This window comes from Sphingopyxis sp. Geo48 (assembly GCF_949769155.1).
Classification (GTDB): Bacteria; Pseudomonadota; Alphaproteobacteria; order Sphingomonadales; family Sphingomonadaceae; genus Sphingopyxis.
Genome location: NZ_CATKPA010000001.1, coordinates 791,471 through 817,863, shown reverse-complemented (window position 1 = coordinate 817,863; position 26,393 = coordinate 791,471). Strand labels below are relative to the sequence as shown.

The 26,393-nt window shown below is 65.0% G+C and carries 26 protein-coding genes; 13 read left to right on the top strand and 13 right to left on the bottom strand.

The annotated features are described in order from the left end of the window. The first annotated feature begins 46 nt into the window (after window positions 1–46). Genes QOL79_RS04215 through QOL79_RS04190 form a run of 6 tightly spaced genes read left to right on the top strand, consistent with a single transcriptional unit; the run spans window position 47 to window position 4,927 of the window. On the top strand, window positions 47–907 hold the full coding sequence (locus QOL79_RS04215) for an SMP-30/gluconolactonase/LRE family protein (RefSeq protein WP_283418736.1): 861 nt from the start codon (window positions 47–49) through the stop codon (window positions 905–907). Next, on the top strand, window positions 900–1,322 hold the full coding sequence (locus QOL79_RS04210; RefSeq protein WP_283418735.1) for a nuclear transport factor 2 family protein: 423 nt from the start codon (window positions 900–902) through the stop codon (window positions 1,320–1,322). The genes QOL79_RS04215 and QOL79_RS04210 overlap by 8 nt, the downstream gene beginning before the upstream one ends. Before the next feature lie 42 nt (window positions 1,323–1,364). Beyond that, window positions 1,365–1,826, top strand: coding sequence for a MarR family winged helix-turn-helix transcriptional regulator (locus QOL79_RS04205; RefSeq protein ID WP_283418734.1), 462 nt, complete (start codon window positions 1,365–1,367; stop codon window positions 1,824–1,826). Beyond that, window positions 1,823–2,890 carry a phosphotransferase family protein gene (locus QOL79_RS04200; RefSeq protein WP_283418733.1) on the top strand — a complete coding sequence of 356 codons (1,068 nt, stop codon included), beginning with the start codon at window positions 1,823–1,825 and terminating at the stop codon, window positions 2,888–2,890. The genes QOL79_RS04205 and QOL79_RS04200 overlap by 4 nt, the downstream gene beginning before the upstream one ends. A 13-nt stretch (window positions 2,891–2,903) precedes the next feature. Then, window positions 2,904–4,184 (top strand): acyl-CoA dehydrogenase family protein, encoded by a 1,281-nt coding sequence (locus QOL79_RS04195; protein ID WP_283418732.1) that lies wholly within the window; start codon window positions 2,904–2,906, stop codon window positions 4,182–4,184. After that, on the top strand, window positions 4,181–4,927 hold the full coding sequence (locus tag QOL79_RS04190) for an SDR family NAD(P)-dependent oxidoreductase (protein WP_058454048.1): 747 nt from the start codon (window positions 4,181–4,183) through the stop codon (window positions 4,925–4,927). Before QOL79_RS04195 ends, QOL79_RS04190 begins: the two co-directional genes overlap by 4 nt. Window positions 4,928–4,988: 61 nt before the next feature. Here the strand turns inward: QOL79_RS04190 and QOL79_RS04185 are convergent, their stop codons facing one another. Beyond that, window positions 4,989–5,969 carry an NAD(P)H-dependent flavin oxidoreductase gene (locus tag QOL79_RS04185; protein WP_283418731.1) on the bottom strand — a complete coding sequence of 327 codons (981 nt, stop codon included), beginning with the start codon at window positions 5,967–5,969 and terminating at the stop codon, window positions 4,989–4,991. 69 nt (window positions 5,970–6,038) lie between these two features. Between QOL79_RS04185 and QOL79_RS04180 the strand changes: the two genes are divergently transcribed. Then, on the top strand, window positions 6,039–7,037 hold the full coding sequence (locus QOL79_RS04180; protein WP_283418730.1) for an NADPH:quinone oxidoreductase family protein: 999 nt from the start codon (window positions 6,039–6,041) through the stop codon (window positions 7,035–7,037). On the opposite strand, the gene QOL79_RS04175 is transcribed toward QOL79_RS04180, so the two are convergent. Genes QOL79_RS04175 through QOL79_RS04155 form a run of 5 tightly spaced genes read right to left on the bottom strand, consistent with a single transcriptional unit; the run spans window position 7,034 to window position 12,599 of the window. Further along, window positions 7,034–7,963, bottom strand: coding sequence for an NAD(P)H-dependent flavin oxidoreductase (locus QOL79_RS04175; protein ID WP_283419038.1), 930 nt, complete (start codon window positions 7,961–7,963; stop codon window positions 7,034–7,036). The genes QOL79_RS04180 and QOL79_RS04175 overlap by 4 nt on opposite strands. A gap of 5 nt (window positions 7,964–7,968) precedes the next feature. Then, window positions 7,969–9,027: a DUF7064 domain-containing protein gene (locus QOL79_RS04170; protein ID WP_283418729.1), complete on the bottom strand. Its 1,059-nt coding sequence runs from the start codon at window positions 9,025–9,027 to the stop codon at window positions 7,969–7,971. Beyond that, on the bottom strand, window positions 9,024–10,394 hold the full coding sequence (locus QOL79_RS04165) for a wax ester/triacylglycerol synthase domain-containing protein (protein WP_283418728.1): 1,371 nt from the start codon (window positions 10,392–10,394) through the stop codon (window positions 9,024–9,026). The genes QOL79_RS04170 and QOL79_RS04165 overlap by 4 nt, the downstream gene beginning before the upstream one ends. Before the next feature lie 3 nt (window positions 10,395–10,397). After that, window positions 10,398–11,384 carry an acyl-CoA dehydrogenase family protein gene (locus QOL79_RS04160; RefSeq protein WP_283418727.1) on the bottom strand — a complete coding sequence of 329 codons (987 nt, stop codon included), beginning with the start codon at window positions 11,382–11,384 and terminating at the stop codon, window positions 10,398–10,400. 3 nt (window positions 11,385–11,387) lie between these two features. Then, window positions 11,388–12,599 carry an acyl-CoA dehydrogenase family protein gene (locus QOL79_RS04155; protein WP_283418726.1) on the bottom strand — a complete coding sequence of 404 codons (1,212 nt, stop codon included), beginning with the start codon at window positions 12,597–12,599 and terminating at the stop codon, window positions 11,388–11,390. Between the two features lie 97 nt (window positions 12,600–12,696). On the opposite strand from QOL79_RS04155, the gene QOL79_RS04150 reads away from it, so the two are divergent. Then, entirely contained in the window at window positions 12,697–13,488 is a 792-nt protein-coding gene (locus tag QOL79_RS04150; protein WP_283418725.1) for an acyl-CoA thioesterase domain-containing protein, read from the top strand. Window positions 13,489–13,490: 2 nt separating this feature from the next. Here QOL79_RS04150 and QOL79_RS04145 read toward each other — a convergent pair whose 3' ends face one another. From QOL79_RS04145 to QOL79_RS04135, 3 genes are read right to left on the bottom strand one after another with little or no spacing between them, the layout of a single operon-like run. Then, the gene (locus QOL79_RS04145; RefSeq protein ID WP_283418724.1) at window positions 13,491–14,288 is read right to left on the bottom strand and encodes an enoyl-CoA hydratase/isomerase family protein; all 798 of its coding nucleotides are present in this window, start codon (window positions 14,286–14,288) and stop codon (window positions 13,491–13,493) included. Further along, a complete protein-coding gene (locus QOL79_RS04140; protein WP_283418723.1) occupies window positions 14,281–15,075 on the bottom strand; it encodes an enoyl-CoA hydratase-related protein in 795 nt (264 codons plus the stop codon). Before QOL79_RS04140 ends, QOL79_RS04145 begins: the two co-directional genes overlap by 8 nt. 46 nt (window positions 15,076–15,121) lie before the next feature. Continuing rightward, window positions 15,122–16,408: an FAS1-like dehydratase domain-containing protein gene (locus QOL79_RS04135; protein WP_283418722.1), complete on the bottom strand. Its 1,287-nt coding sequence runs from the start codon at window positions 16,406–16,408 to the stop codon at window positions 15,122–15,124. 75 nt (window positions 16,409–16,483) lie between these two features. Here QOL79_RS04135 and QOL79_RS04130 point away from each other — a divergent pair, with 75 nt between their 5' ends. Further along, window positions 16,484–17,971 (top strand): class I adenylate-forming enzyme family protein, encoded by a 1,488-nt coding sequence (locus QOL79_RS04130; protein WP_283418721.1) that lies wholly within the window; start codon window positions 16,484–16,486, stop codon window positions 17,969–17,971. A gap of 32 nt (window positions 17,972–18,003) precedes the next feature. Here the strand turns inward: QOL79_RS04130 and QOL79_RS04125 are convergent, their stop codons facing one another. Beyond that, window positions 18,004–19,227: an acyl-CoA dehydrogenase family protein gene (locus QOL79_RS04125; protein ID WP_204993910.1), complete on the bottom strand. Its 1,224-nt coding sequence runs from the start codon at window positions 19,225–19,227 to the stop codon at window positions 18,004–18,006. Window position 19,228: 1 nt separating this feature from the next. Then, entirely contained in the window at window positions 19,229–20,320 is a 1,092-nt protein-coding gene (locus QOL79_RS04120) for an acyl-CoA dehydrogenase family protein (RefSeq protein WP_283418720.1), read from the bottom strand. A 90-nt stretch (window positions 20,321–20,410) separates the two neighbouring features. Between QOL79_RS04120 and QOL79_RS04115 the strand changes: the two genes are divergently transcribed. Genes QOL79_RS04115 through QOL79_RS04100 form a run of 4 tightly spaced genes read left to right on the top strand, consistent with a single transcriptional unit; the run spans window position 20,411 to window position 24,834 of the window. Next, a complete protein-coding gene (locus QOL79_RS04115; RefSeq protein WP_283418719.1) occupies window positions 20,411–21,211 on the top strand; it encodes an enoyl-CoA hydratase/isomerase family protein in 801 nt (266 codons plus the stop codon). A gap of 58 nt (window positions 21,212–21,269) precedes the next feature. Continuing rightward, window positions 21,270–22,364, top strand: a complete 1,095-nt coding sequence (locus QOL79_RS04110; protein WP_283418718.1) for an acyl-CoA dehydrogenase family protein — start codon at window positions 21,270–21,272, stop codon at window positions 22,362–22,364. Further along, on the top strand, window positions 22,361–23,566 hold the full coding sequence (locus QOL79_RS04105) for an acyl-CoA dehydrogenase family protein (protein WP_283418717.1): 1,206 nt from the start codon (window positions 22,361–22,363) through the stop codon (window positions 23,564–23,566). Before QOL79_RS04110 ends, QOL79_RS04105 begins: the two co-directional genes overlap by 4 nt. 17 nt (window positions 23,567–23,583) lie before the next feature. Beyond that, entirely contained in the window at window positions 23,584–24,834 is a 1,251-nt protein-coding gene (locus tag QOL79_RS04100) for an acetyl-CoA C-acetyltransferase (RefSeq protein WP_283418716.1), read from the top strand. 137 nt (window positions 24,835–24,971) lie between these two features. On the opposite strand, the gene QOL79_RS04095 is transcribed toward QOL79_RS04100, so the two are convergent. Further along, complete coding sequence (locus tag QOL79_RS04095; protein WP_283418715.1) at window positions 24,972–25,790, bottom strand: TorF family putative porin; 819 nt, start codon at window positions 25,788–25,790, stop codon at window positions 24,972–24,974. Between the two features lie 153 nt (window positions 25,791–25,943). After that, window positions 25,944–26,246 (bottom strand): hypothetical protein, encoded by a 303-nt coding sequence (locus QOL79_RS04090; protein ID WP_283418714.1) that lies wholly within the window; start codon window positions 26,244–26,246, stop codon window positions 25,944–25,946. Between the last annotated feature and the right edge of the window lie 147 nt (window positions 26,247–26,393).

The following is a 26,393-nucleotide window of genomic DNA, read 5'->3' as shown; positions in this document are numbered from 1 at the left end:
CCACGTGTCAAGACATACATAACTAGGTTATACAGGAGAGGGTCGGATGGAGATCGTCGCGGAAGGCCTTGCCTTTCCCGAGGGCCCGGTCGTCATGGCCGATGGGTCGGTGATCGTCGTCGAACTCGCAGGGGGACGCATAACCCGCTGCTGGAACGGCAGGACCGAAGCCGTCTGCGAGATCGGCGGCGGACCGAACGGCGCAGAGATTGGACCCGACGGTGCGCTCTATGTCTGCAACAATGGCGGGCTCGACTTGGTCAAATTCCAGAATGCGCGCGGCCCCGGGCACGAAGGGCGGGTGGAGCGCGTCGATCTGTCGACCGGCAAATTCGAACGCCTCTACGATAGCTGCGCCGGCGTCGCACTGGAAGCGCCGAACGACATCGTCTTCGACGCCGACGGGCGGATATGGTTCACCGACCTCGGCAAGACTCACGACGGGATCCGCTCTGCGAGCGGGTTGTTCAGCGCGTTGCCCGACGGATCGTCGATCGCCGCGATCAACCGGCACGCGGTGTCGTATAACGGCGTCGGCCTCTCGCCCGACGGTATGCATGTCTATGTCGCCGACACGCATCAGGCTCGGCTATGGCGTTATGATCGCAAGGTCGAAGCGCAGCGCCCGACGTGGATTGCAACCGCGCCGGGGCCGGTCGGGTTCGACAGCCTGGCAGTGACCGCGGCGGGCAATATCTGCGTGGCGACGCTGTATGAGGGCGGGATTTCGACGATCACACCCGGCGGCGATGTGTCGAAATTCGCCATCGAGGGCGAACCCTATGTCACCAATATCGCCTTTGGCGGCGAGGATATGCGCGATGCCTATATCACCCTGTCGAAAACGGGACGACTGGCGAAGATGCGTTGGGGCGAACCGGGGCTGAGGTTGAACCATAATGGCTGACGTTGCCGCCGACCGCGACGCGATCCGCGACCTTCTCGCACGCTATACCTATAACGGCGACCGGGGGCGCTTGGCCGAACTGGCGGCGTGCTTCGCCGACGACGGCGTGCTGGACTATCCGGGTGCGAGCCCGACGGGCCCCGAAGCGATCGCTGCCTCGCTCGGGTCCGGAACGCGCGATCCGCGGCTGACGTTCGTTCGCCACCATATCACCAATCCGCTGATCGCGATCGACGGCGATCAAGCAACGGCGCGCAGCTATTTCGCGGTGCACAGCAATTTCGGGCCCGACCACAGCGGCACCTATGACGACCGGCTGGTTCGCACCGAGAGCGGCTGGCGCTTCGCTTACAGGAGGGTCCGGGTCGACTGGCAGGCCGAGACGTCGCTGTTCCGGCGGATGGCGACGCGCTGAATTAATATTGACACTATGATGTCATTTTGACATCTGAGTGTCATGATCGCACAGCGCTTCACCGATTTCGAACGATTCGCCGACGAGGTCGCGCGATTGCGCGGCCGGATGCGCGCGCTGTACGCGGATACCCGCGCCGAAAGCGGGCTTGCCGAAATGGAGCTCACCGTGCTCACCGCCGTCGTCAACGCCGCCGACGCGCCGACGGTGGCGCAGATCGGTCGCAGCCTCGGCCATCCGCGGCAGGTCGTGCAGCGCGCCGCCAACCGGCTCGCCGAACTGGGCCTCGTCGCTTTCGCCGACAACCCCGATCACAAGCGCGCCTCGCTGATCGTCGCGACCGACGCCGGCCGCACGCTCAAGGCGGTCGACCATCAGCGTGCTCAGGCCGTCACCAACGCATTGCTGGCGCGGATCGACAGCGCGACCTTCGCTGCGGCGGCGAGCCAGCTGCACGCGATCCGCGCCGGTATCGAGGCCTATTTGCGGGAGCGCGACGAATGAAGGACGATGTCGCGGCGCTCGCCGATCCCGAACGGCTGACGCCGTGGCTCGACGCGCATATTCCGTCGCTCGGCGCCGGTCCGTTGACGGCAAAGAAAATCCACGGCGGCACGTCGAACGTCATCCTGTCGCTGAACCGCGGCGGCGATACGCTGATCCTCCGCCGCCCGCCCGCGGTGCCGCCGCCGGGCAGCGAGAAGAGCGTGATGCGCGAGGCGCGGGTACTCACCGCGCTCCGCGGAACCGATGTCCCGCACCCCTATTGTCACGGCAGCTGCGCCGATGCCGGCGTGATCGGCGCGCCCTTCTACGTCATGGATCTCGTCGAGGGCTGGCCGGCTGACCTTAGCGGCGGGAAAATCCACGACCGCCCGCCCTTCGACAAACCGCCGCATGCGCGCGAGGTGCCCTACGCGATGGTCGACGGGCTGATCGCGCTCGCCAATGTCGATTACAAGGCGGTGGGCCTTGAGGACTTCGGGCGCCCCGACAATTTTCTCGAGCGGCAGGTCGATCGCTGGGAAGGGCAGATCAGGAGCTACAAACAGCTCTATGACCATGAATGGCGCGAACTGCCAGGCTATGCGCTCGCTCGCGACTGGCTGCGCGCCAATATCCCGGACGACTTCCGGCCGGGAATCATTCACGGCGACGTCGGCACGCCCAACGCCCTGTTCGCCTTCGATCCGCCGTGCCGCCTGACCGCATTGATCGACTGGGAGCTGTCGACGATCGCCGACCCGCTGCTCGACCTTGCCTGGTTTTGCAACGGCATTCGCGACGATCGTTTCCCGGGCCATGTGCCCGAAAAGGCGCTATACAATGTCGGCGACTGGCCGACGCGGCAGGAATTGATGGCGCACTATGCCACGGGCACCGGGCGCAGCATGGCGAGCTTCGATTATTATCTCGTGCTCGCGATGTTCAAGGGCGGCTGCATCCTCGAATATAAGGTCGCGCAGGCGGCCAAGGGCATTTTGAGCGCCGAAACCGGCCGCTTCTTCGACCGGCTGGTGCGCGGCAATTTCGCCGAAGCCGAAAAACTCATCCGCCTGATCGGCTAACCGAGGACAGTCCATGATCGATTTCCGCATCGAACCCGAATTGCAGGCGAAGCTCGACTGGATGGCACGCTTTGTCCGCGACGAATGCGAGCCGATGGATATCCTCTTTCCCGGCCACGGGGCGCCCTATGACGTCGCGAACAAGGAATCGCGCGCCTATATGGCGCCGCTGCAGGAGCAGGTGAAAGCGCAGGGGTTGTGGGCTTGCCATCTTGGCGCCGACTTGGGGGGGCCGGGCCATGGCCAGCTGACGCTCGCGTTGATGAACGAAATCCTCGGGCGCAGCTATTGGGCGCCGACGATATTCGGCACCGCCGCGCCCGACACCGGAAACAGCGAAATCCTCGCGATGTTCGGCACCGGCGAGCAGAAGGCCCGTTTCCTGGAACCGCTAATGGCGGGCACGATCGTCTCGACCTTTTCGATGACCGAGCCGCAAGCCGGCGCCGATCCCAAGGAATTCACCTGTCGTGCGTATCAGGACGGCGACGAATGGGTGATCGAGGGCGAGAAATGGTTCTCCTCGAACGCGCGCTACGCCGCCTTCCTGATCGTCATGGTAGTGACCAATCCCAAAAACCCGCCGCATAGCCGGATGTCGATGCTGATCGTGCCGACCGACACGCCGGGAATCGAATTCGTTCGCCATTCGCAAACGATGGGCGACAGCAAGGGCGCGGACGACGGAACCCACGCCTATATCCGCTATAACAAAGTTCGCGTTCCGCTCGACGCGATGCTCGGCGGGCCCGGCGAAGGGTTCAAGGTGGCGCAGGCGCGGCTCGGCGGCGGGCGCGTCCACCATGCGATGCGCACCGTTGGCAAATGCCAGCGCGCGATCGACATGATGCTCGAACGCGCAGTGTCGCGGCGGACGCAGGGCAAGCAATTGAGCGAACACCAGTTCGTGCAGGGGGCGATCGCCGATTCGATCATCGAGCTCGAACAGTTCCGCCTGCTCGTGCTCAAGACCGCGTGGATCATCGACAATGAGCCGCATGGCGCCGCCCGCACACATATCGCGATGTGCAAGGTGCAGATGGCGAAGGTCTATCACGACATCGTCCAGCGCGCGATCCAGCTGCACGGCAGCCTGGGGGTGACGCTCGAAACGCCGCTTGCCGACATGTGGATGGGGCTGCCCAGCCTCGCGCTCGCCGACGGTCCGACCGAAGTGCACAAGGCGCAGGTTGCGAAGGCGCATCTGAAGAACGCCAAGCCCGCGGCGGGGTTGTTCCCGAGCGAGCATATCCCGACGCGGCTCGCCGCCCTGAAGCAAAGGAGCGCGGCATGATCCCCGACCCGCTGTTCGATTTCACCGGGAAAATCATCCTCGTCACCGGCGGTTCGCGCGGGCTCGGCTATCAGATGGTCAAGGCCTTTGCGGAGCGCGGCGCCGATATCATCGTCGCGAGCCGCAAGCTCGACAATTGCGAGGCGGTCGCCGCCGAGTGCCGCGCGCTCGGGCGCCGCGCGCTGCCCTTTGCCGCGCATGTCGGCAAATGGGCCGAGTGCGACGCCCTGATCGATGCCGCCTACGCCGAGTTCGGCCGCGTCGATGTGCTGGTGAACAACGCCGGCATGTCGCCGCCGATGCCGAGCCACGACATGCCCGAAAGCCTGTTCGACAGCGTGATGAACCTCAATTTCAAGGGCCCATTCCGCCTCGCCAGCCAGATCGGCAAGCGCATGGCCGACGGCGACGGCGGGGCGATCATCAACATCAGCTCGACGGGCGCGCTGATGGCGTTGCCCGGCGTAGTCCCTTATGGCGCGGCGAAGGCGGCGCTCAACGCGATGACTGTATCGCTCAGCCGCGAATATGGCCCGAAAGTACGCGTGAACACCATTTCGGCAGGGCCGTTCCTGACCGATATCGCCGACGCCTGGGACGCGAAGAAGCGCGAGAAGCAGCCTGTCGCGCTGGGCCGTCCGGGCAATCCGCCCGAGATCGTCACTGCCGCGCTGATGCTCGCGAGTCCGGCTTCATCCTACACCACCGGCGCGCTGCTGCGCGTCGACGGTGGGCAGCGTTAGGGCTGCGCGCGGTCGCGCCAGCCATGCTGCGGGCGATAGCCGATCAGTTCGGCGGCGGCCATCAGCGCCGGAAGCCCGCGAGCCGCTGATCGAGGATCGCTTCGGCTTCGCCGATTATGCGGTCGATCAGTTCCTGACAGGTCGGGATATCATGGATCAGTCCCTGGACCATGCCCGCCCAGAAGACGCCCTTGCTGAGATCGCCGGTCCGCAGCAACTCGCGTCCCGCCGTGCCGGCGACCAGTTCCTGGACATCGCCGAATTTCGCATCGGGCTGCGACAGGCGGCGAACGACCTCTTCGCTGACTTCGCTTTTGCCGACGCGCGCGGTGTTCTTGAAATTGCGGAAGATCAGGAAGCTGCCGCGCTCGTCGTTGTCGACATAGGCCTGCTTCACATTGTCATGCACGGGCGCTTCTCTGGTCGCACAGAAACGCGTGCCCATGTTGATGCCCTCGGCGCCGAGACTGAGCGCGGCGATCAAACCGCGGCCGTCGCCGAAACCGCCCGATGCAAGCATCGGGATCTTCACCTTGTCGGCCGCCGCCGGAATCAGGATCAGGCCGGGGATATCGTCTTCCCCCGGATGCCCTGCGCATTCAAAGCCGTCGATCGAGATGATGTCGCAGCCAGCTTTCTCGGCCGACAGTGCGTGGCGCACCGCGGTGCATTTGTGGAGGATGGTGACACCGTGCGGCTTTACCCGTGCCCAGATCTCGCGGACCGCCGGGGTGCCGGCGGTCTCCATGATCTTGACGCCGCTCTCGACCACCGCATCGGCGTAAGCGTTGTAATCGGGCGAGTTAATCGTTGGAAAGACCGTCAGGTTGACGCCGAACGGCTTGTCGGTAAGCGATCGGCAACGCTCGATCTCGTCACGCAGCGCTTGGGGACTCGGTTGGGTCAGCGCGGTAATGATGCCGAGCCCGCCGGCGTTCGATACCGCGCTCGCCATGTCGGCGGTGCCGACCGCCTGCATCCCGCCCTGAACGATCGGATGTTCGATCCCCAGCATTTCGGTGATCCGCGTCTTGAAACCCATCAGCCTACCCCTTCCTATACTTATCTAACCTAGTTATACTTCTTATATTCGCGTGACAAGAGGTGTCCTATGACGATCCTGCCAACAGCCATTCGCCGCGCCGTCATGGCGGACGAACTGGGACCGCCCGACGCCTATCGGCTTGTCGATCATGACCCGGGGCCGCCTTCGCCGACGCAAGTCCGCATTTCCGTCCGAGCGGCGGGGATCAGCTTCGTCGATGTGCTGACCGCCGCCGGTGGCTATCAGGTGAAACCGCCGGTCCCTTATATCCCCGGCAGCGAATGCGCGGGGGTTGTCGACGCGACCGGCGACGAGGTGCGCGATTTCGCGGTGGGCGACAGGGTTGTCGGGAGCGGCTGGGGCGGCATGTTCGCCAACGCTGTAAACCTGCCCGCTCGCACGATACGCTCGATGCCGCAGGCACTGTCGTTCGAGGAAGCTGCCGTGTTCCCGGTGAGCTACGCGACGGCCTGGCACGCGCTCGTCGACCGCGGGCGGCTCCAGGCGGGCGAGACGCTCCTCGTCCTCGGCGCGGGGGGCGCAACCGGCTATGCGGCGGTGCAGATCGGCAAATATCTGGGCGCGCGCGTGATCGGATCGGCGTCGAGCGAAAGCAAGCGCGCACTCGCGGCCGCGGGCGGCGCCGATGCGGTGATCGATGCACGCGCCGACGACTGGCGCGATCAGGTCAGGGCGGCGAACGGCGGCCAGGGAGTCGATGTCGTCTTCGATCCGGTCGGCGGCGAGGTGACCGAGCCGGCGTTTCGGTCGCTGGCGTGGAACGGCCGGCATCTGGTGATCGGATTCCCAGCGGGGATCGCGTCGCTGCGCACCAACCTGCCATTGCTCAAAGGCGCCAGCCTGATCGGAGTCGACATTCGCCAGTTCGGAATCTTCGAGCCCGAAAAAAGCGCCGCCAATCGCGATGCGGTGTTTGGGCTGGCAGTGGAAGGCATACTGAGGCCTGCGATTGCGCGAAGCTATGCGCTCGCGGACTTTCAGGCGGCGATGGAGGATGCGGCGGCGGGAAAAAGTGCGGGACGGATCGTGCTGACGATGGATTAGCCCCAGCCGCGTGTCAGGCCGGAAAGGCGCCCGCGCCAGTCGGGCACCGCAGGCAGCGCGTCGAAATCCCTCGTCAAGCGCGCGACGAGATCGGCGACCGGCTCGACTGCGTCGATCAGCCCCGCGCTTTGCCCGGCGCTCCAGATGTCGCGCCACGGCATGACGCCCTCGGGCATCGGCGAACGCACGGCGGGCAGCGCCTTGGCGTCGAGACCGACCGCTTCGATCGACTGGCGCATCCAGTGCGCCGGGACGCCGTTCATCGCGGCCGATGCGACGATATCGTCGGCGCCCACCGTGGGGATCATCGCGCGATGCCCCTCGACGACGCCGCTTTCGGGCGTTGCGATGAAGCGGGTACCCATGCAGGCAATGTCGCCGCCGAGCGCGAGCGACGCAGCAATGCCATACGCGTCGGCGATGCCGCCCGCGACGATCAGCAGCCCGTCGAAGATGCGTCGCACCGCGGGGACGAACGCCATCGGCGTCAGAAAGCCGGTATGCCCGCCTGCTCCGGCGCAAGTCAGCATCAGCCCGTCGGCACCCGCGGCGATCGCCTTTTCGGCATGCTTCATCGTCGTCACGTCATGGACGACACGCCCGCCCCAACCGTGCACGCGCGCGACGAGCGCCGAGGGATCGCCGAGGCTCGAGAGCACAAGGGGCACGCGGTATCGTTCGAGCAGATCGAGCCGGTCCGCGGCCTTCGGATCGGTTCCCCAGCGGGCGGGCATATTGACGATCGGCGGCGCACCGCCCACGGCGGCCAGCGCCTTCAGATAGGCCTCGAACTCGGCAAAGGACGTGACGGTACCGCCCTGCCAACCCCCGATCACCCCGGCACGGCAACAGGCCACCGCGAGCGGCACCGACGAGGCGAAGCTCATCGGGGCGCACATAAGCGGCAGCACAAGATTCGACAGCATCGCGGTCAAGCGGTCGCCTTCAATGCGTCGAGCATGCGCGTATAGTGCTGCGGATTCCACACATCCTGATCCTCGCCCCAGCCGATCCCGCCGTCAATGTCCCAGCGCATCAGCTGGTTCACGCCATATCCCGCTTCGCTCATCGTGCTGACGACGAAACCCTCGCTGACCATTTCGCGGCCCAGCTCGTCGACGAGTTCGACCTGCATATGCGTGCTCCAGCCGGTCTTGGGGCTGCGGAAGGTGCGCATCCGCGATCGGACGGGATCGAGGCTGCCGAAGGTGCCGTCGCGGCGGATCCAGCCGGCGTTCATCGGCGCCCAGCCGTCGGCGCCGCCATCCTGTACGCGCACGAAGCCGAGGAAGCCGGTGCCGTCGCGGCGATGGCCGAAGATATATTGGATGCGCCCGCGCCCGCGTTCGCGCTCGATCTCGCGCCAGCGCGCGCCGCCGGGATGCTTCACCCGCTCCATGTCGTTCGCATAGACTTTGGGGCTCGCGGCATAAGGCCCGCCGCGAGGGCCCCAGGTGCGGTCGCGCACGCCGATCCCGTCGATGCGGATGCGCTCGCCGCGCAGCGTCATCCAGCCCTCGACATGGCCGAGCTGGTCGTAATGTGGGGTCGCCATGAAGGGCGGCTTGCCCGGTGGGAAGCGGTGTGGTTCGTGGAGACCCGTGTGCGTGAAGTCGAGCGCGAAGCCGCGCGCCGGGTCCTCATACTGGAGGTGATATTTCATGCCCGGTTCGAGCATCTTGAGGCTGTAGCCGCCGCCGTTTTTGTCGCCCGGAAAGACGATGTCGGTGAGATCGGGCGCATCGGGCATCGGCGCTTCCTCGACCTTGCGATAATAGGCCATGCGCGCCTGGTCATACCCCTCGTCGTCCCACGCGAAGATACGCCAAGTGACGCTCTTGCGGTTGGGATAATAGGGCGCGTGGATCCAGCAGCCGATCTTGCGTTCGGGGATGCTGAACGACCACCAGTTGGTTTCGGTCTCGTAAGGATCGTCGGACAGCTGGTGGTAGCGGTCGTCCTCGGGCTTGAAGGCGAGGTCGTCGGTCATGCAAGAGACTCCAGTTCGTCGAGAGCGGCGGTGAAGAGCGCGGCGATGCGGCCGACGTCGGCGATCTTCGCGGCATCGGCGATGACACCCATGTCGAGATTGTCGCCGCTGCGCCGCGACGTGATGTTGAGAAAGCGGCCCGAGCCGATAATCGGGACGGGGTAATTATGAAGTTGGCGAAAGCCGGCATAGCTGCGTGCTTCCGCGGGGCCGGGGACGTTCGACAGCGTCAGATTGCCGGGAAGCAGCCGCTTGCCGCCCGCCATGCGCTCGGCGAAGGCGGCGCGGCGGTCGCGCGCGCCAAAAGGCTTCTCGGCGGCGTCGAGAAGCGCCTCGTCATGGCCGGTGCGCTGCATCTCGGATGCCATCGACGCCTGGATTGCGCGAAGCCGCTCGACCGGATCGGGGAGATGCGTCGCGAGGTGCGGATGCAGGGCGACAATGCGGTTGCCGAACGTCCCGTGCGCGTCGCGGCGGTACGAACGCGCCGAATTGACCACCAGCGGGGTTGCGGGGAGATCATCGATCTCGATCAGATAATTGCGCAGCGCGGTGCTGGCGAGCGTCAGGAAAATGTCGTTGACGGTCGCGTCGAGTTTGGCGCCTGCCGCTTTCACCCGCGCGAGCGGCATGCTGATCGTCGTATAGCGGCGCCGGTCCGAGGTTGGCCCCGACATTTTGAGCTCCGGCGTCGGTTCGCGATCGTCCTTGAACGCTTCGAGCGCGGCGAGCGCCTCCTTGCGGCGCGCGGCTTGGCCGGCGCGCAAATCGGCCTCGGTCGCAAAGCGTGCCTCGGCACGCTGACACCATTTTTCGGGCTCGGGCAGTCGCGCATCGGCGAAGCGCGCGGTTGCTGGCGGCGCCGCGTCGCTGAGCAGGCCGAGGATGGCCTGAAACCCGATGCCATCGGCAACGCTGTGATGAACCTTGAGATAGATTGCGCTGCCGCCGGCCGCGAGTTGTTCGAAGACATGGGCCGCGAAGGGCGGCCCCGACAGGTCGAGCCGCCGCATGTTGAGTGACGCGACCGCGTCGTAAAGCTCGGCCTCGCTCCAGGCGCCGTCGTGCGGTTCGACGGCGACGAGCATTTCGAGATCGGCGCGCGCGATATCGGCCCAGACGTCGCTGTCATAGCCGTCGGGCGCTTCGTGCAGGCGCACGAGGAGCGGCGTCGCCGGGAGCCGATCGGCAAGCTGGCGGCGGAGCACGGCGGCCAGCCCTTCCTGCGCGTCCAGCGGCACGTCGAGAATGATCAGCGCGCCGACGTGCATCGGCGAGGCGTCGGTCTCCGACAGGATCATGAAATGATCGTCGGGGCGCAGCCTCCGCACCCCCGGCGCCAATTGCAGGCTGTCCGGCGCGTTCACCGCTTACCAGCTGGCCAGATCGGCCGCCCGCGCGCGATGCTCCGACGGGCTGCCGAGCCAGGCACGGTCGAACAAGGCGCGGCGGAACCAGTAATTGAGGCCATATTCCCATGTGTAGCCGATACCGCCATGCGCGGCGACCGCAGCGCGCGTCGCGCGGACATAGACGTCGCACAGATGCGCTTTGGCCATCGCTGCAGCCCTAGGCGCATCGGGAAGCTCCGCATCCCACGCATAGGCGGCGTACCAGACGAGCGCCCGCGCGGGCTCGACGTCGAGCGCCATATGCGCGAGTTGGTGCTTCAGCGCCTGAAAGCGCCCGACCGGCTGCCCGAACTGCTCGCGCTCCTTGGCATAGGCGACGCTCATGTCGGTGACCTTCTGCGCGCCGCCGAGCGCGTCGGCGGCGCAGAGCACCAGTGCCGCATCGGCAAGGCGCGCGGTGATCGGATCGGCGGCGGCGAACAGCATTGCGCCCGCGCCTTCGGCGAATGCGACCTTCGACACCGGCCGCGTGCGATCCGAGGCCCTGACCGCTTCGATCGTCACGCCGTCACCCGCGGGCACCAGCCGCACGCCCGCGGCGCGGTCGACGACCAGGAAGATATCGGCGGCGCGCGCGCAAGGGACGAACGCGCTGCCGCCGTGCACCAGCGTCGCGACGGCTTCGCCACTCGCCAGGGCATCGAGATTGGCTCTGCCGCTCGCCGCAGCCGCCGCGACGGCGAGGAGCTGGCCGATGAGCGGCCCTGCCGCCGCCGCCTCACCCGCCACCTCGCAGGCCAGCGCGGCGTCGAGCAACCCCATACCGCTGTCGGGTAACAAGATGCCGCCAAGGCCGAGCGCCATCAGCGCATCCCAGCTTGCGCGGTCGAAATCGGCGTCGCCGTCGGCGAAGGCATGGATACGCTCGATCGGCCAGCTGTCGGCGAGCGTGCCGCGCACGGCTTCCTGGATCGCCTTCTGTTCTTCGGTCAGGTGAAAATGCATCGGTCAGCGTTCCCCGCTCATCGCAATATCGCGCGGCAGGCCGAGGCCGCGTTCGCCGATGATGTTGCGCTGGATGTTCGATGCGCCGCCGGCGATCGAATTGCCGAGGCTGCCCATGATCTGGTCGAGCCATTTTTCGGGGCCGCGCGGCCCGCGATTACCGCGTCCGCCCGCCCCTGCGGGTTCAATGAAGGCATGTTCGCCGATCAGTTCCTGCGCCAGAAGTGCCATCTCATGCCCGATCTCGGTGAGCAGCAGCTTCATCATCAGCGACACCGGTCCCGGATCCTCGCCCGCCGCGGCGCAACTGAACAGGCGAAAGCTGGTGTAGCGGTGCGAGAGGACGAAACCCTCGATCTGCGCGAGCTTGTCGCGGATCACTGGGTCGCCGATACGATCGACTTCCTTTGCCAGTTCGACCAGCTTTGCGAACTGGCGCCCGAGTCCGTCGGCGCTGCCGATGCTCGCGCGCTCATGCTTCAGCGTCGTGCGGCTGACATACCAGCCCTGCCCGCGTTCGCCGACCTGCCACGACACCGGCGTTTCGGCATTGTCGAAGAAGAATTCGCAGAAGGTGTGATCGCCCTCCTCGCCCGTCATCTGGCGGATCGGCCGCCGGGTAACACCGGGCTGGTTCAGGTCGATGAGCAGATAGGTGATGCCGTCATGCTTCGGCGCGTCGGGCTCGGTGCGCACGAGCATGAACATGTGCGTCGACTGCATCCCCTGCGACGTCCAGATCTTCTGGCCGTTGATGATCCACTTGCTGCCGTCGGCAGACAATTCGCCCTTGGTCCGCACGCTTGCCAGGTCGGATCCCGATCCGGGCTCGGAATATCCCTGTCCCCAGATATAATCGCCCTCGACAGTCCCGCGGATGAAGAGCTCCTTCTGCTCGTCGGTTCCCTTTTCGAGCAGCGTCGGCACCGTCATGTTCATGCCGTTGCCGCCAACCTCCATCGGCGCGCGGGCGCGGGCGAATTCCTCACGGATCACTTGCGCCTTGATCACGTCGACCGGCTGCTCCGACCCGCCATAACGCTTCGGAACCGCGCGATAGAGATAGCCCGCTTCGGTTGCGGCGGCACGGAAGTCGCGGATGAAGGCCTTGAGATCGGCGCCGCGCAAGTCCGCGGCGGGCGGCCAGTGCGACGACAGAAAGGCGCGGACCTCCGCGCGAAAGGCTTCGGCGGCCTCGCCATAGCTCAGGTCCATCGCACGCTCTCCCTCGAATCTGGCGAATCCTATGCCCGAGTTATATAACTACGTCAAATATGTTGTGCGCTTGCGCGAGCTTGATTAGGAGGGATTGATGAGCCTCGATACGATTACCGTTCCGCATTATTTCATCGCCGATGGCGAAGGTTTCGACCCGTCGGGTCTCGCGCGCAATCCCTGGTTCGCCGACGCTGTCGCGGGAGGGCCGATCGCGGCGCTGATCGGGCATATCGTCGAGGATGCGGGCTTGGATCCCGATTTCGAGATCTGCCGCCTGACGATCGACATTTTGGGAATTGTCCCGCGGACGCTGCTGGTACCCCGCATCGTGCCGGTGCGGCAGGGGCGGCAGGCGCAGCTTCACCGCATCGAACTTATCGCGGGCGGCAAGCTCGTCGCGCAGGCGCATGTCCTTCGCGCGCGGCACCTCGACACTCCCGAATTCCCGCCGCCCCAACCGCACCCGGCACCCGCAGACGTGCCCGAGGATAATTTTCTCATTGGCGCCAGCATGGCAGGGGCAGTCAAGACGCGCCCGATCATGGGCCGGGTCCGTGAACCCGGCCGCGGCGTATCGTGGATGCGAATGGATGGCGAGGTCGTTTCGGGCGTTCCGACGTCGCCGTTCGTGAAGGCGTGCCTCTTCGCCGATTTCGGCAATGGTGTCGGCAGCGCGACGCACGCGCATGAATGGAGCTATGCCAATCTCGACATCTCGGTGCAGTTCCTGCGCATGCCTCGTGGCGACTGGTTTCTGCTCGACGCGCATACCGAAGGTGCGGGCAACGGCCATGCGGTGGCGCAGACGATCTTCGCGGACGAGGACGGCGTCTATGCCAAGGGAACGCAGACGGTGTTCGTGGGGCCGGGTCGCCCGCGCGATTGAGACTATTCGCCGCGAAACTGCGGCGCGCGCTTTTCGGTCGCCGCGGCCAGCCCCTCGCGATGGTCATGGCTGCCGAGGAGCAGCGCCTGGTTCGGCAGGTTCGCCTTCCATTCGGCTTCCATGCTGCTTTCAAGCGCGCGCTGGATCGATTGCTTGACCGTCGCATAGCCGAGCGGCGCCGAGGCCGCGAGTTCGCGGGCCAACGTCATGCCGCGCGCATCCAGATCGTCCCGCGCGACGACTTCGCTGACCAGTCCGATAGCAAGCGCCTCTTCGGCGCGCACCTGCTTGCCGCGGAGGCACATCTCCATCGCGCGGCCCAGTCCCACGATGCGGGGCAACAGAAAGGTTCCGCCGAGCGGCGGCATGATGCCGAGCTTGATCCAGCTTTCCTGGAACATCGCGCTGTCGGCAGCGACACGAAAATCGCACGCGAGTGCAAGTTCGCAGCCAACCGTCACCGCAGCCCCCTGCACCAGTGCGAGCGTCGGTTTTGGGCAGCGATAGATCGCCCGCGCCGCGCCCTGGAAGTTCGCGTAGACCGTGTCCTTGATCTCGCTGGCCGACATGCCCGTCAGCCGTTGCAGAAACGCGAAATCGGCGCCGACCGAGAAATGCTTTCCTTCGGCGGCGAAAATGATCGCGCGCACGTCGCGCTCACCCGAGAGCGCGGCAAAGGCGTCGCGAATCTCGCCGAGCATTTCGGGCGACGACGCGTTGCCGATATCGGCCCGCGCGACGACCACCGCCGCAACGCCCTGCTCATGACGATCGATGCGGATATGCATGAAATCAGCCATCCGGATTCTCGGCCTTCTTCTTCTCGCGCCAGATCATCGCGGTCGCGCTTGTCGACAGGCCCATGTTCAGCGCCTCGGCATCGAGCGCGGCCTCGAACGCCCAGTCTTCGGCATTGTTGAGGTTGGTTTTCATATAGCGATAGCCCATGCGCGGACCGTCGGCGAGGCGCCGCGCCGCCGCCATCGTCGCGTCGTGCAGCGCTTCGTCGTCGAACAAGCGCGTATAGATGCCTTTTGCAAAAGCCTCTTCGGCGGAGAGCTTCTCGCCGAGCAGGAACAGTTCGCGCGCCAAGCCGGTGCCGACGATCTTGGTCCAGAACCAGGTCGATCCGAAATCGCCCCCCGCCCCGATGCGGTCGAAGGCGGTCAGGAAGCTCGCACTCTTGCCGGCGAAGCGCAGGTCGCACGCCCCGGCGATGCCGATCCCCGCGCCCGCGACCGGACCGTTGACCATCGCGATCGTCGGCTTGGGCATTTCGTGGAGCAGGCGCGAAGTTTCCATGAACCCGCGCAGCCGGACGAAGCTCTGTTCGTTGCGGCTTCCGACGTCGGAATTGGCGGGCACGACCGCCTTATCGGCGCCGCCTTCCTTGAGATCGCCGCCGGCGCAGAACCCCCTGCCCGCGCCGGTCACGACGACGCAGCCGACCGACGCATCGCGCGCCGCGTCGGCGCAGGCGTCGGCGAGCGGCGCCATGATCGAGCTTGTTAGCGCGTTGAGCCGGTCGGGCCGGTTGAGGGTGATGGTGCGGACCCCCGCATCATCGTCGATCAGCACTTCGGACATGGATTCCTCCCCTGTTCCGTTCTTGTCGAAGGGAATGGAGGGCGAATCAATCCCCGCCAAGTTCGCGGTGGCGCGCCAGCATGCGCACTGCCTTTTCGGCGAGGTCGTCGGGCACCGCGGGATAAAGCGGCAGCGGGCGGGACTTGCTCGGCAATGCGATCGTCGCGGTCGCGCGCACGGTTTCCTCGTCGCGCTGGTTGGTGAATTTCACCGCCACATCGACGAAGCATTGGCCGCCCTCCTCCCGTTTCGCGAGCACTTCGCCGGTCACGCGCTGGACGTCGCCCATATAGTTGAACTTGCGGATCTCGTCGTGAATGTGGGTGATGACCGCATCGTCGCCGGCCCAGTCGCTGAGATATTGCCACAGGTAATTTTCGCGCATGACTCCATAGTCATAGGCCATCGGATTGCCGATCGCCTGCGCCCAGGTCGGGTCCCAGTGCAGCCGCTGCGCGACGTCGGGAATGCCATATTCATTCTTCACATAGAAGGCCGGGATGCGCTGGCGGTTCTTGTGCGCGAGGCGGTTCGCGGTCGGCGCATAGGGCACGAAGCCGTAACCGCCGGCATGGAAGCAGATCACGTCCGTGACGGTCAGCGGGCCCTTGGCCTGCAGCCCCAGCGAATCACCCTTCTCGACGCTCTCGAACCAGCGCTTTTCGGCGCCCTGGACGCGTTCGGCGGCATAGATATCCTCAATCGCCTGCATTTCCTCGTCGGTGTAGGTCGCGGGCTCGATCGATGAATATTTGCCCTTCTTGGCGGCGGTCTTGCGCTCGGTCAGTACGCGCAGGATGCGATAGACCGCGACGACCTCGCCGCGCTGGTTGATTTTCACGTCGCGGCGCACGCCGATCACCGAACGCCCGGCGAATTCGGACTGCTTGACCTCGCAGGTCTCGTCGCCGTTGAAGCTGTAGATGGTGTCGCCCGGATAGATCGGGCGATAGAAATCCCATTGCGAGCCCGACACGAAGACGTGGATGCCCTTGAACAGACTCTTGCGGAGCGCCTTGATCTCGTCGGGAACGGGGTCGCCCAGCATCGGCCGGTTGATGACGCCCGCCATCATCCCGGGCGCGATGACGCTGCCCCAACGGGTCTTCTTAGCATAGTGCGGATCGGTATAGAGCGGGTTGTCGTCGCCGATACCGTGCGCGAAGTTGCGGATATTATCCTCGGTCGCGACCTGGATATATTCGCGCGTCTTCGCCGCCTGGTCGAACCCCAACAGCTTGCGCTGCCGCTCTATGTCCGCGTCGGTAATCTCGTAGGCGACGGCCTTCTGCCACTCTTCGCTTTCCTTGATGTCGTTTTTCGCCTCGGCCATCGCATATCTCCCTTGTCACCACTTGTATAACTAGGTAATACATCCCCAATAGCGAAGCAAGGGGATAGTGCCGTAATGGAAGTTCGCCGCATCAGCGATGCTTTGAAGGTGCGTGCGCAGCATCAGGCGAGCGAGATCGCGCACGACGATACACGGCGCCAGATCAGCTTCGCCGAATGGGATCGCGAGGCCGACGAGATCGGCGGCGGCCTCACCGCAGCGGGCCTCGTTCCCGGCGACCGCGTGTTCCTGCCGATCAGCAATGCACGCGCGGTCGAAATGGCGATCGCGGTGTTTGCGGTGTTCCGCGCGGGCGGGATCGCCTGCCCGATCAACACTCGCCTGAACCCGCGCGAGATTTCCGACTATGCGGCTCTATGCGAACCGCGCTTCTGTCTGACCGACGCCCCCGAGTTGGTGAAGGACCTGGAACTCGACGGCTGCTGGCATGTCGACGCAATGCCGCGCGACCTGTCCGCGCTTCCCGATCAGGCCAGCCTCGACCCCAACGCCGATGCCGAAATCCTCGGCACGTCGGGCACGACGGGCAAGATCAAGGGTGTCGTCGTCTCGCATCCCGACCTGATGACCGGGGTTACCGGCTATAATCAGGACCGCTCGCGCTCGACGCTGAACGCGTTGCCTCTCACCGGCTCCGGCGGCAATATCGGCATCGTGATGCTCCCCGCGCGCGGTGGCGCAACCGCGATCACCCAGCCGAAGTTCGATCCCAAGGGCTTTCTCGAGCTGGCGAGGCAAAAGCGCCCGAACCTGATCTATTTGGTGCCATCGATGCTGCGTCTCGTGCTCGATCATCCCGACGTCGCCGATTACGACATGGTGGGGGTCAAATATCTGATGACCGGCACCGCGCCGCTTCCGCACGATTCGGTCAAACGCGCGGCCGAACTGTGGCCGCACCTGCGCATCCGCAACAGTTACGGCATGTCCGAAGGCGGGGTCGGGCTTGGCACGACCAGCCAGGAGCAGGTGCTGAAGCCCGGCTGCGTCGGCAAGCTGCCGGCGCATATGCAGATTCGTGACGAAGCGGGCAATGTCATATCCGAGCCAAATGTCGTCGGTGAAATCTACGGCTGGCAGAAGCACCCGCGTCGCTACTGGAACGACGCAGAGGCGACCGCCGAGAGCTTCAAGGGCGGCTGGACCAAGACCGGCGATCTCGGCTACGTGGATGAAGATGGCGACCTGATCATGGCCGGCCGGTCGAAAGAGTTGATCATCCGCGGCGGCTACAACATCACGCCGCTCGAGATCGAGACCGTGCTGCATCTGCACCCGGCGGTCCAGCAGGCCGCGGTCGTCGGCGTGCCGCACGAGGTGCTGGGCGAGGATATTGCGGCGGCGGTGACGCTTCGCCCCGGCCAGGCCGCGACAGGCGACGAGATCATCGCCTTTTGCAGGGAGCATCTGGGCGACAACAAGGTTCCGCGGACGCTGGTGGTGATGGACACGATGCCACTCAATCCGAACGGGAAGATCTTGAAGAAGGATCTGGCTGCCCCGCTGGCGAAGGCCGCGGCGGAGCGGCGACGGGCGGCCTAGCCCGTCCTCTCCCTAAAGGAGAGGGAGACAAATTACCCCTTCAACGTCTCGAATGGCACATCCTTGTCCATTCGCACTTCGCCCGGCATCCCCAGAACGCGTTCGGCGATCTGGTTGCGCAGCACCTCGTCGGCGCCGCCTGCGATGCGCATCACGGTCGAATAGATATAATCATACTGAACGTCACCGGTCGCGGTGTCGCCCGCTTCGGGGGCAATGCCCGCGAGCCCGCGCAGCTCGAGCGCGAGGCCATTGGTCTTCTGGTAGCGCCCCGCATAGGCAAGCTTGACCATCCCCGCGAGTGCGCCGGGATTTTCGCCTTTGGAGACCATGGTCCGCAGCCGTGCCTGAAAGAATCGTTCGCCCTGTTCCTCGGCGAGCGCTTCGGCAAGTTGCTGGCGTACCGCACGGTCATCGAGCATCGTACCGCCATGGCCATCGGGGGTCGCTGCGGCATAATCGAGCAAAGGCCCGATCCCACTGCGATGCGCTCCCGAGCCGAGGCGTTCGCCCATCAAGACGGTCATGCAGCAGGCCCAGCCCTCGCCCTCAGCACCGATCCGGTTGGCGTCGGGGATACGGACGTCGGTGAGGAAGGTTTCGTTGAACTCGCTCGCGCCCGAAATCTGGCGGATCGGGCGCGTCTCGATTCCCGGCGTCTTCATGTCGACGACGAAGAAGGTTAGCCCCTTATGCTTGGGCAAGGTTGGATCGGTCCGCACGACCAGGATGCCCCAGTCCGTCAAATGCGCCCAGCTCGACCAGACTTTCTGGCCGTTGACGATCCAGTCGCCGCTGCCGTCATCGGCACGCACCGCCTTGGTGCGCAGCGCCGCGAGGTCCGAGCCCGCGGCAGGCTCGGAGAAGAGCTGGCACCAGGTCAAGTCGCCCTTCAGCGTCGCTTCGATAAAGCGCGCGCGCTGTGCGTCCGTGCCGTGTTTCGCGATCACGGGCAGCGCCATGCCGGTGCCGATCGAAGTGAAAGGCCCCTTCGGCAGGTGATATTTGCCCTCTTCCTCGGCGAAGATCACCGCCTCCGCGCCCGACAGGCCGCGCCCACCGAGCGCCTTGGGAAAGGTCAGCCCCGACCAGCCGCCCTCGTAAAGCGCGCGCATCCACGCCCGGCCACGATCGGCCTCTTCGGTGTCGGGTATTTTTTCGCCCGGCGTCAGCTCGTGCGCAGGGGCATGCGCAGCGAGCCAATCGCGCGCTTGCGAGCGGAAGGCGGCTTCTTCGGAGCTGTCGTTGAAATCCATCTTACGCCGCTTTCACTTGGCTGCCCGGCTGCGCATTCAGCAACCGGTCGGCCCAGAAGCCGCGGTTGCCGAGATGCACGCTGAGCATGCGCTCGCGCCGGTAATAGAAATGGCAGTTCGCCTCGAAGGTATAGCCGATGCCGCCGTGCACCTGCAGATTCTCGCGCGCCGCGAGTTCGAAGCATTTGATGCCCGACAGGCGCGCTGCCGCCGCCGCTGCCGGCAGATCGTCGGGCGAGGATTCGGCCGCCCAACCGCCATAATAGGCATTGGAGCGCGCGAGTTCGGTCGCCACCGCGACATCGGCGAGCTTGTGCTTGATCGCCTGATACCCCGCGAGCGGGCGTCCGAACATCTGGCGTTCCATTGCATAGTCGCGCGCCATGCGAAGGCAGGCGCCGGACGCTCCCACGGCTTCGAACGCCGCAAGCACCGCCGCATGGTCGATCAGCCGGTCGAGTTTGCCTGCTCCCGGCATTGCCTCCGCCACGGCGTCGGCGAAATCGAGGCGGTAGTGCGGGCGGAGCTGGTCAAAGCTGTCGAGCTTCGTCCGCGTCACGCCGGGCTGATCCAATTCGACCAGCGCAAAGCTGCCTCCCGCGACGAGGACGACCGCGATATCGGCGATGCCGGCATCGGCGACCGGAGACTTGCTTCCCGAAAGGCGCCCGCCCGCGAGCGATGCGCCCGTCGCAAAGACCGGCCCCGGCCCTTCGGCATAGGCGAAGGTCGCGACCGCCTCGCCGCTCGCCAGCTTAGGAAGCCACGCCGCCTTCTGCGCCTCGCTTCCCGCGAGGCGGATCGCCTCGGCTCCCAGGATGATCGAACTCATGAACGGCACCGCAGCATTCGCAGCGCCGAGCGCTTCCATGATCACGCCAAGGTCGAGCGCGCCAAGGCCGAGCCCGCCGTGCTCTTCGGGAATCGCAGCACCGAGAAAGCCCATGTCGGCGAGCGCGTGCCACAACGGCTCGTCCCATTCGGCGCCCGAATCGATCAGTGCTCGCAGACGGTCGAACGACGACATATCGGCCAGAAGCGACCGCGCTTGCTCGCCGAGCATTTTCTGTTCATCGCTAAGGTCGAAATTCATCGCAGGCCTTGCCCTCTTGTTGTGGACTATGTCATAGCGAGTTGTATAACTAGGTCAACCATGAGAACGGCCGGAGAGGAAGCCCAGCCCATGCAGTATGAAACCATTCTGGTCGATGTCGCCGATCATATCGCCACGATCACCCTCAACCGGCCCGAGGCGATGAACAGCTTCACAAAGCAGATGATGGACGAATTCGAACATCTGTGGAAGTGGATCGCGCGCGAGGACGATGTCCATTGCTGCGTGCTACGCGCCGCGCCGGGCAAGGCGTGGTGCACCGGGGTCGACGTCAAGGAATCGCAGAAGCCCGGCGGCACCGTCGTCGACCTCGCCAACATCTGGCACTGCGAAGACCCCGGCAATTACCTTGGGCCCAAGTCGATGAACTGCTGGAAGCCGGTGATCGCCGCGGTGCACGGCATGGCGGCGGGCGGCGCCTTTTACTGGCTCAACGAGAGCGACATCATCATCTGTTCCGAGGAAGCGACCTTCTTCGACCCGCACGTTACCTATGGCATGACGAGCGCGCTCGAGCCGATCGGCATGACGTATCACATGCCGCTGCACGACGTGCTGCGTATGGTGTTGCTCGGCAATGACGAGCGCATCGGCGCCGGTACCGCGCTGCGCATCGGACTGGTGAGCGAAATCACGACGCTGGACGAGCTGTGGCCGCGCGCGCACGAACTGGCGACGGCGATCGCGGCTAAACCCCCGGCAGCGACCGCCGGTTCGATCAAGGCGATATGGGAATCGCTCGACCTGCCGCGCAGCCTCGCACTCCAGCAGGGGCTTAAATATTGCCAGATCGGCAACCCGGTCGGCGTGCCGCAGGTAAACCGCGCGGCGCTGATGGCCGACAAGGCCAAGAAATTTACGATCCGCTAGCGGAAGCGTCGCGTCGGACCGAGGAATAGACGGGCAAAAAGCAAAAGATTGGACGGGCATGTCGATTTTGTATGACGAAGGCCAGCAGGCGATCGCAACCGAGTCGCGCCGCGTGCTCGAGGCGCGGATGAGCAAGGACGAGCTGTTGCCGCTGCTCGAGATGACGGGCCGCTATCACGAGGGATTCTGGAACACTGCCAAGGAACAGGGCTGGACCGCCCTCGCATTGCCGGAGGAATATGGCGGGCTTGCACTGGGCCTCGTTGAGCTCGGCCTGATCGCGCATCAGGCGGGCCGTACCCTGAGCGGCGCGCCTTTCCTGACTTCGGGTTTCGGCTGCGCCAAAGCGATCGAACTTTACGGGTCGGACGAGCAAAAGACGCGCTGGCTGCCCGCGCTTGCCAGCGGCGAAATCGTCGGCGTCGTCGCCTTTGCGTCGGGCTCCGATCCGCTGCCCGCCTATCCGGCAATCCGCTTTGCCGATGGCCGGATCAGCGGGCGGGCGGCCGGGGTTACCGGCGGCCTCGTCGCCGACATCGCGGTGGTCTACGCCATGGGGTCCCTGGGCCCCGTTCTCGTCGTGGCCGAACTTTCCGATGTCGAGCGCAGCGCCATCGGCGGCTTCGACAACAGCCGCTGCTACGCCCACCTTGGTTTCACCGATATCCCGGCGCAGCCGCTCGCCATCGACGGCGCAGCGCGCGAAGCCGCGCTCCACATCCTCTCGCTCCAAGCGGTCATTACCGCGCACGAGCAGACGGGGGGCGCCGAGGCGATGATGGAAATCGCGCGCGACTATGCGCTCACACGCCGCGCCTTCGGCCAGGTCATCGGCGCCTTCCAGTCGGTCAAGCATCGCATCGCCGAACTTTACGGTTTGGTCGAACTGGCGCGCGCGAACTGCATTCATGCCGCATCGCGGGAAGGCAAAGATGATTTCATCATTGCGGCGGCTGCGGCGCGCCTGTCGGCGACCGAGGCTTATGACACCGCCGCCCGCGATTGCATCCAGATCCATGGCGGCATCGGCGTGACCTGGGAAATCGGACTTCACCTCCACATGCGCCGCGCGCGCAGCCTCGCGATCGAACAGGGCAACGGGCTGTTCTGGGAAGATATACTGGTCGACCGCCTGACGGGAGAAGCGGCATGAGCGATCTCGAAGCCTATCGCGCCAGGGCTGCCACCTGGCTCGAATCGATGGTGCCAGCGTTCGGCAAAGCAGCGCGCAAAGGCCTGTCCGAAGCCGACGACCTTGCCCTCGCCCGCCGCTATCAGGCCGCAAAGTTCGAAGCTGGCTACGCGGGCATCAACTGGCCGGTCGAATATGGCGGTCAGGGGCTCGGGCATCTCGAGAAGGTGACCTTCGACAGCGAGGAAATGAAGCACGGCTTCCCCAACGCCTATTTCGGCATCTCGCTCGGCATGCCGGTGCCGATCCTGATGCAGTTCGGCGAAGACAAGGCCTTTGTGAAGGAGCGCGTGCTGAAGGCGCTGCGCGGCGAGGAAATCTGGTGCCAGCTCTTTTCGGAACCCGCGGGCGGATCCGACCTCGCCGGGCTACGGACCAAGGCCGAACCCGACGGCAACGGCTGGAAAATCAACGGGCAAAAGGTCTGGACGAGCTGGGCGCAATATAGCGATTATGGCGTCATCGTCGTCCGCACCGACCCGAATGTGCCAAAACACAAGGGACTCACCTATTTTTGGGTCGACATGAAAGCGCCCGGCGTCACCGTGCGTCCGATCAGGCTTGCGGGTGGCGACAGCCACGTCAACGAGGTGTTCTTCGACGATGTGAAGGTCGACGACGATCACCGCATGTCGCCCGTTGGCGGCGGCTTTGCCGTCGCCATGGCGACGCTGATGATCGAACGCTATGTCGCGACCGACAGCGGCGGCTTCGGCCCGCATCTCGACCTGTTCGTCGCGCTTGCCTGGGACATAAATCTCAATGGCAAGCCCGCGATCGACGACGGCCGCATCCGGCAGCAGATCGCGCGCAATTATGCGATGCGGAACGGTCTCAATTCGATCACCGCGCGCGCGATGGCGATGATGCAGGCGGGTATGGTCCCGGGCCCCGAGGGCTCGCTCAACAAGCTGGTGTCGGTGCGGTCGCGCCAGAAGCTGTCCGAACTCGCGATCGACCTTCAGGGCAACAACGGCTTCGCCTTCGACGACCACGCCTCGCAAAAGGAGGATTGGACGTCGAGCTGGATCAACGCGCCCACCGGCCGCATCGCGGGCGGCGCCGACGAGATGCTGCTCAACACCATCGCCGAGAAAATCCTCGGCCTGCCGCAGGACCATCGCCCCGACAAGGGCGTCCCCTTCAACCAGATCCCCGCCTGACCACAAGGATTCACGCCATGACCGAAGCCTATATCATCGATGCCGTCCGTACCCCGCGCGGGATCGGCAAGCCCGGCAAGGGCGCCTTGTCGCATCTGCATCCCCAGCATCTCGCCGCGACCGTTCTCGCCGCGATCCGCGACCGCAACAATCTCGATACCGCGACGGTCGACGACATCATCTGGTCGACCTCGACCCAGAAGGGCAAGCAGGGCGGCGATCTCGGCCGCATGGCGGCGCTTTCGGCCGGCTATGACACCAAGGCATCGGGAACCACGCTCGACCGCTTCTGCGGCGGCGGCATCAGCTCGGTGAACTTCGCCGCAGCGACCGTCATGTCGGGCATGGAAGATTGCGTCATCGCCGGCGGTACCGAGATGATGAGCTATACGGCAACCCTCGCCGCCGAGGAAGCCAATGCCGGGATCAAGCCGCTCGGCATGGGATCGGGCCATGCCGCGCTCGATGCGATCCATCCCCAGTCGCACCAGGGCGTCTGCGGCGACGCGATCGCCGCGCGCGAGGGCATCAGCCGCGAGGCTGTCGATGCCCTGGCGCTCGAAAGCCAGAAGCGCGCCGCCGTCGCGATTGCCGAAGGCCGCTTCGACAAGTCGGTGGTCCCGGTCCTCAATCCCGACGGCAGCGTTGCGCTCGACCGCGAGGAATTCCCGCGCCCCGAAACGACCGCCGAAGGGCTCGCCGGGCTCAAGGCGAGCTTCGGCGCGCTCAAGGATTTCGACCTTGGCGGTGGCGTGACGTTCGCCAAGCAGATCCAGCGCGTCTATCCGGGCCTCGAATGGGAAGGCATTCATCATGCAGGTAACAGCTCGGGCGTCGTCGACGGGGCCGCGGCGATCCTGCTGACGTCGAAAGACTATGCCGACAAGCACGGGCTGAAACCCCGCGCCCGCGTCGTCGCCTATGCCAATGTCGGCGACGATCCGACGCTGATGCTCAACGCGCCGGTTCCGGCGGCAAAAAAGGTCCTCGAAAAGGCCGGACTAACGAAGGATGATATCGACGTCTGGGAAATCAACGAGGCCTTTGCCGTCGTCGCCGAGAAGTTCATTCGCGACCTCGATCTCGATCGCGAAAAGGTCAACATCAACGGCGGCGCGATGGCGCTCGGCCACCCGATCGGCGCGACGGGATCGATCCTGATCGGCACCGCGCTCGACGAGCTCGAACGTTCGGGGGGCCGCTACGGCCTCGTCACCATGTGCGCTGCGGGCGGCATGGCTCCAGCCATCATCATCGAGCGGATCTGAGGATGTTTCGCTTCGAGGCGAAGTTTCACGACATTTCGCTCTGTTTCGTTCGGCCGCGCAAGCGGAGTTTAGCCACAGAATGAACCTCCATCTGATCAAGGCTTCGGACGGCGATCAGCCATCCGAAGCCCTTGCTGTCAGAAGGATGCCGTAACGCTCGCCACGACGGCGGCATCGGCGATGGAGCCGGTGCCATCCAGCCCCTTGCTGAAATTGGGCTGCAGGCGCGCCGCGTCGGATCTGCTGATGTCGGTATCGACGTAAGAGAGATTGAGCGTCAGGTTGCGCCAAGTCGCGTCGACCCCGAGCGACCAGTCCCAATAGCGGCCGGTCGGCGCGACACTCGTGCCGTTGGGTCCGAGACCCGGATTGCCGTCCGAATAGCCGATGTGCGCCTTGGCCGTCAGCGGGGTTCCGCCGATCGCGACGGCGCCGTCACTCCAAAGATAGAGATTATCCTCGCTCTGTCCGCGACTGTTCGGCGCCGCCGATACATTCGCAAGCGCATATTGCTTGGGCGCATATGCGACGCCAGCCGTAAGCGTCGCCGGCCCCGTGGCCCCCGTCAGCTTCACATAGGGCTCCGCGAAGTCGGAGTCGTCGGCGCCGCCCGGATACATGTACCAGACCAGTCCGACATCGAGCGTCGTATTGTCCGCGATCGACGCCTTGTATCCGCCGATCAGATCGAGCTCCATATTGGCGCCGCCGAACGTGCCCCAGCCGGAGAGATTGGAGCCCCAGACGCCAGCATAGAGGCCGCTTTCATGCGTCACAGTCAGTCCGCCCTGTATCGCCATTTCCTTGTCGGATTGCGACACGCCGCGGAAGCGGTAATCGGAAGCGAGCGTTGCCGACCCCGAGATGGTGACCGCCTGTTTTTCCTCTTCCTGAGCCCCAGCGGCAACGGGCAAGAATCCCGCCGTGATGGCGATGACCGTGATGATGCTTTTCATATCGTCCTCTTGAAAGCGCTTCGCCGCAAATGGCGGAAGCTCGCGAGGACGCCCCACTAGATTGAAGCCACGTTGAAAATCGAGAGCGGCAAAGCCCCGATTGCATAGTGTTTTCATTATGCGATCCGGCGGATTTCAATCCTGCGCGCATGGTCACATATCGCGGTCGAACCCGTCCGGAGAGTCGAAGGAAGACATCGGCAAACGCCGCCAGCGCTCCGAAACCTCGAGGGTCTCCCACAAGCCGGGCCCGACGAACAGGAGCGCGCTGCCGCCGCTGCCGCACAGGAAGACGATCGCAGAGAGGAGCATCATGAACGACGACGGCTCGCGGGGCGATGTGGCCAGCGCCATCTGATGAAGCCGGACGGCAACCGACCAACCCAGTACCAGAAGTGCGACGCCGCCGGCCCGCAGGCCCAAGTTGGCAGCGAGCGTTTCATGCCATTTCTTCATGTCAGACCTCCAGAAGGAGGCCGTTCAATTACGCATGGCTGCGTAGGAAATCGAGATAGGGAAACGCCGTCCGGCGTTGAGATTGCATATGATCGGCCGGAAAACGCGGGGGCTGTTGGTGAATCATATGTAATTCATATGCAAAAT

What these genes read in the sequence shown, in the direction of transcription:
- QOL79_RS04185 (WP_283418731.1), bottom strand. Translation starts at nt 5,969, where the DNA reads ATGGGTTTCAAGACGCGGATCACCGAAATGCTGGGGATCGAACATCCG.
- QOL79_RS04135 (WP_283418722.1), bottom strand. Translation starts at nt 16,408, where the DNA reads ATGGCCGAGGCGAAAAACGACATCAAGGAAAGCGAAGAGTGGCAGAAG.
- QOL79_RS04210 (WP_283418735.1), top strand. Translation starts at nt 900, where the DNA reads ATGGCTGACGTTGCCGCCGACCGCGACGCGATCCGCGACCTTCTCGCA.
- QOL79_RS04090 (WP_283418714.1), bottom strand. Translation starts at nt 26,246, where the DNA reads ATGAAGAAATGGCATGAAACGCTCGCTGCCAACTTGGGCCTGCGGGCC.
- QOL79_RS04120 (WP_283418720.1), bottom strand. Translation starts at nt 20,320, where the DNA reads ATGAATTTCGACCTTAGCGATGAACAGAAAATGCTCGGCGAGCAAGCG.
- QOL79_RS04130 (WP_283418721.1), top strand. Translation starts at nt 16,484, where the DNA reads ATGGAAGTTCGCCGCATCAGCGATGCTTTGAAGGTGCGTGCGCAGCAT.
- QOL79_RS04200 (WP_283418733.1), top strand. Translation starts at nt 1,823, where the DNA reads ATGAAGGACGATGTCGCGGCGCTCGCCGATCCCGAACGGCTGACGCCG.
- QOL79_RS04115 (WP_283418719.1), top strand. Translation starts at nt 20,411, where the DNA reads ATGCAGTATGAAACCATTCTGGTCGATGTCGCCGATCATATCGCCACG.
- QOL79_RS04160 (WP_283418727.1), bottom strand. Translation starts at nt 11,384, where the DNA reads ATGCATTTTCACCTGACCGAAGAACAGAAGGCGATCCAGGAAGCCGTG.
- QOL79_RS04155 (WP_283418726.1), bottom strand. Translation starts at nt 12,599, where the DNA reads ATGGACCTGAGCTATGGCGAGGCCGCCGAAGCCTTTCGCGCGGAGGTC.
- QOL79_RS04140 (WP_283418723.1), bottom strand. Translation starts at nt 15,075, where the DNA reads ATGTCCGAAGTGCTGATCGACGATGATGCGGGGGTCCGCACCATCACC.
- QOL79_RS04215 (WP_283418736.1), top strand. Translation starts at nt 47, where the DNA reads ATGGAGATCGTCGCGGAAGGCCTTGCCTTTCCCGAGGGCCCGGTCGTC.
- QOL79_RS04175 (WP_283419038.1), bottom strand. Translation starts at nt 7,963, where the DNA reads ATGCTGTCGAATCTTGTGCTGCCGCTTATGTGCGCCCCGATGAGCTTC.
- QOL79_RS04170 (WP_283418729.1), bottom strand. Translation starts at nt 9,027, where the DNA reads ATGACCGACGACCTCGCCTTCAAGCCCGAGGACGACCGCTACCACCAG.
- QOL79_RS04150 (WP_283418725.1), top strand. Translation starts at nt 12,697, where the DNA reads ATGAGCCTCGATACGATTACCGTTCCGCATTATTTCATCGCCGATGGC.
- QOL79_RS04190 (WP_058454048.1), top strand. Translation starts at nt 4,181, where the DNA reads ATGATCCCCGACCCGCTGTTCGATTTCACCGGGAAAATCATCCTCGTC.
- QOL79_RS04100 (WP_283418716.1), top strand. Translation starts at nt 23,584, where the DNA reads ATGACCGAAGCCTATATCATCGATGCCGTCCGTACCCCGCGCGGGATC.
- QOL79_RS04145 (WP_283418724.1), bottom strand. Translation starts at nt 14,288, where the DNA reads ATGGCTGATTTCATGCATATCCGCATCGATCGTCATGAGCAGGGCGTT.
- QOL79_RS04180 (WP_283418730.1), top strand. Translation starts at nt 6,039, where the DNA reads ATGACGATCCTGCCAACAGCCATTCGCCGCGCCGTCATGGCGGACGAA.
- QOL79_RS04195 (WP_283418732.1), top strand. Translation starts at nt 2,904, where the DNA reads ATGATCGATTTCCGCATCGAACCCGAATTGCAGGCGAAGCTCGACTGG.
- QOL79_RS04110 (WP_283418718.1), top strand. Translation starts at nt 21,270, where the DNA reads ATGTCGATTTTGTATGACGAAGGCCAGCAGGCGATCGCAACCGAGTCG.
- QOL79_RS04125 (WP_204993910.1), bottom strand. Translation starts at nt 19,227, where the DNA reads ATGGATTTCAACGACAGCTCCGAAGAAGCCGCCTTCCGCTCGCAAGCG.
- QOL79_RS04205 (WP_283418734.1), top strand. Translation starts at nt 1,365, where the DNA reads ATGATCGCACAGCGCTTCACCGATTTCGAACGATTCGCCGACGAGGTC.
- QOL79_RS04105 (WP_283418717.1), top strand. Translation starts at nt 22,361, where the DNA reads ATGAGCGATCTCGAAGCCTATCGCGCCAGGGCTGCCACCTGGCTCGAA.
- QOL79_RS04095 (WP_283418715.1), bottom strand. Translation starts at nt 25,790, where the DNA reads ATGAAAAGCATCATCACGGTCATCGCCATCACGGCGGGATTCTTGCCC.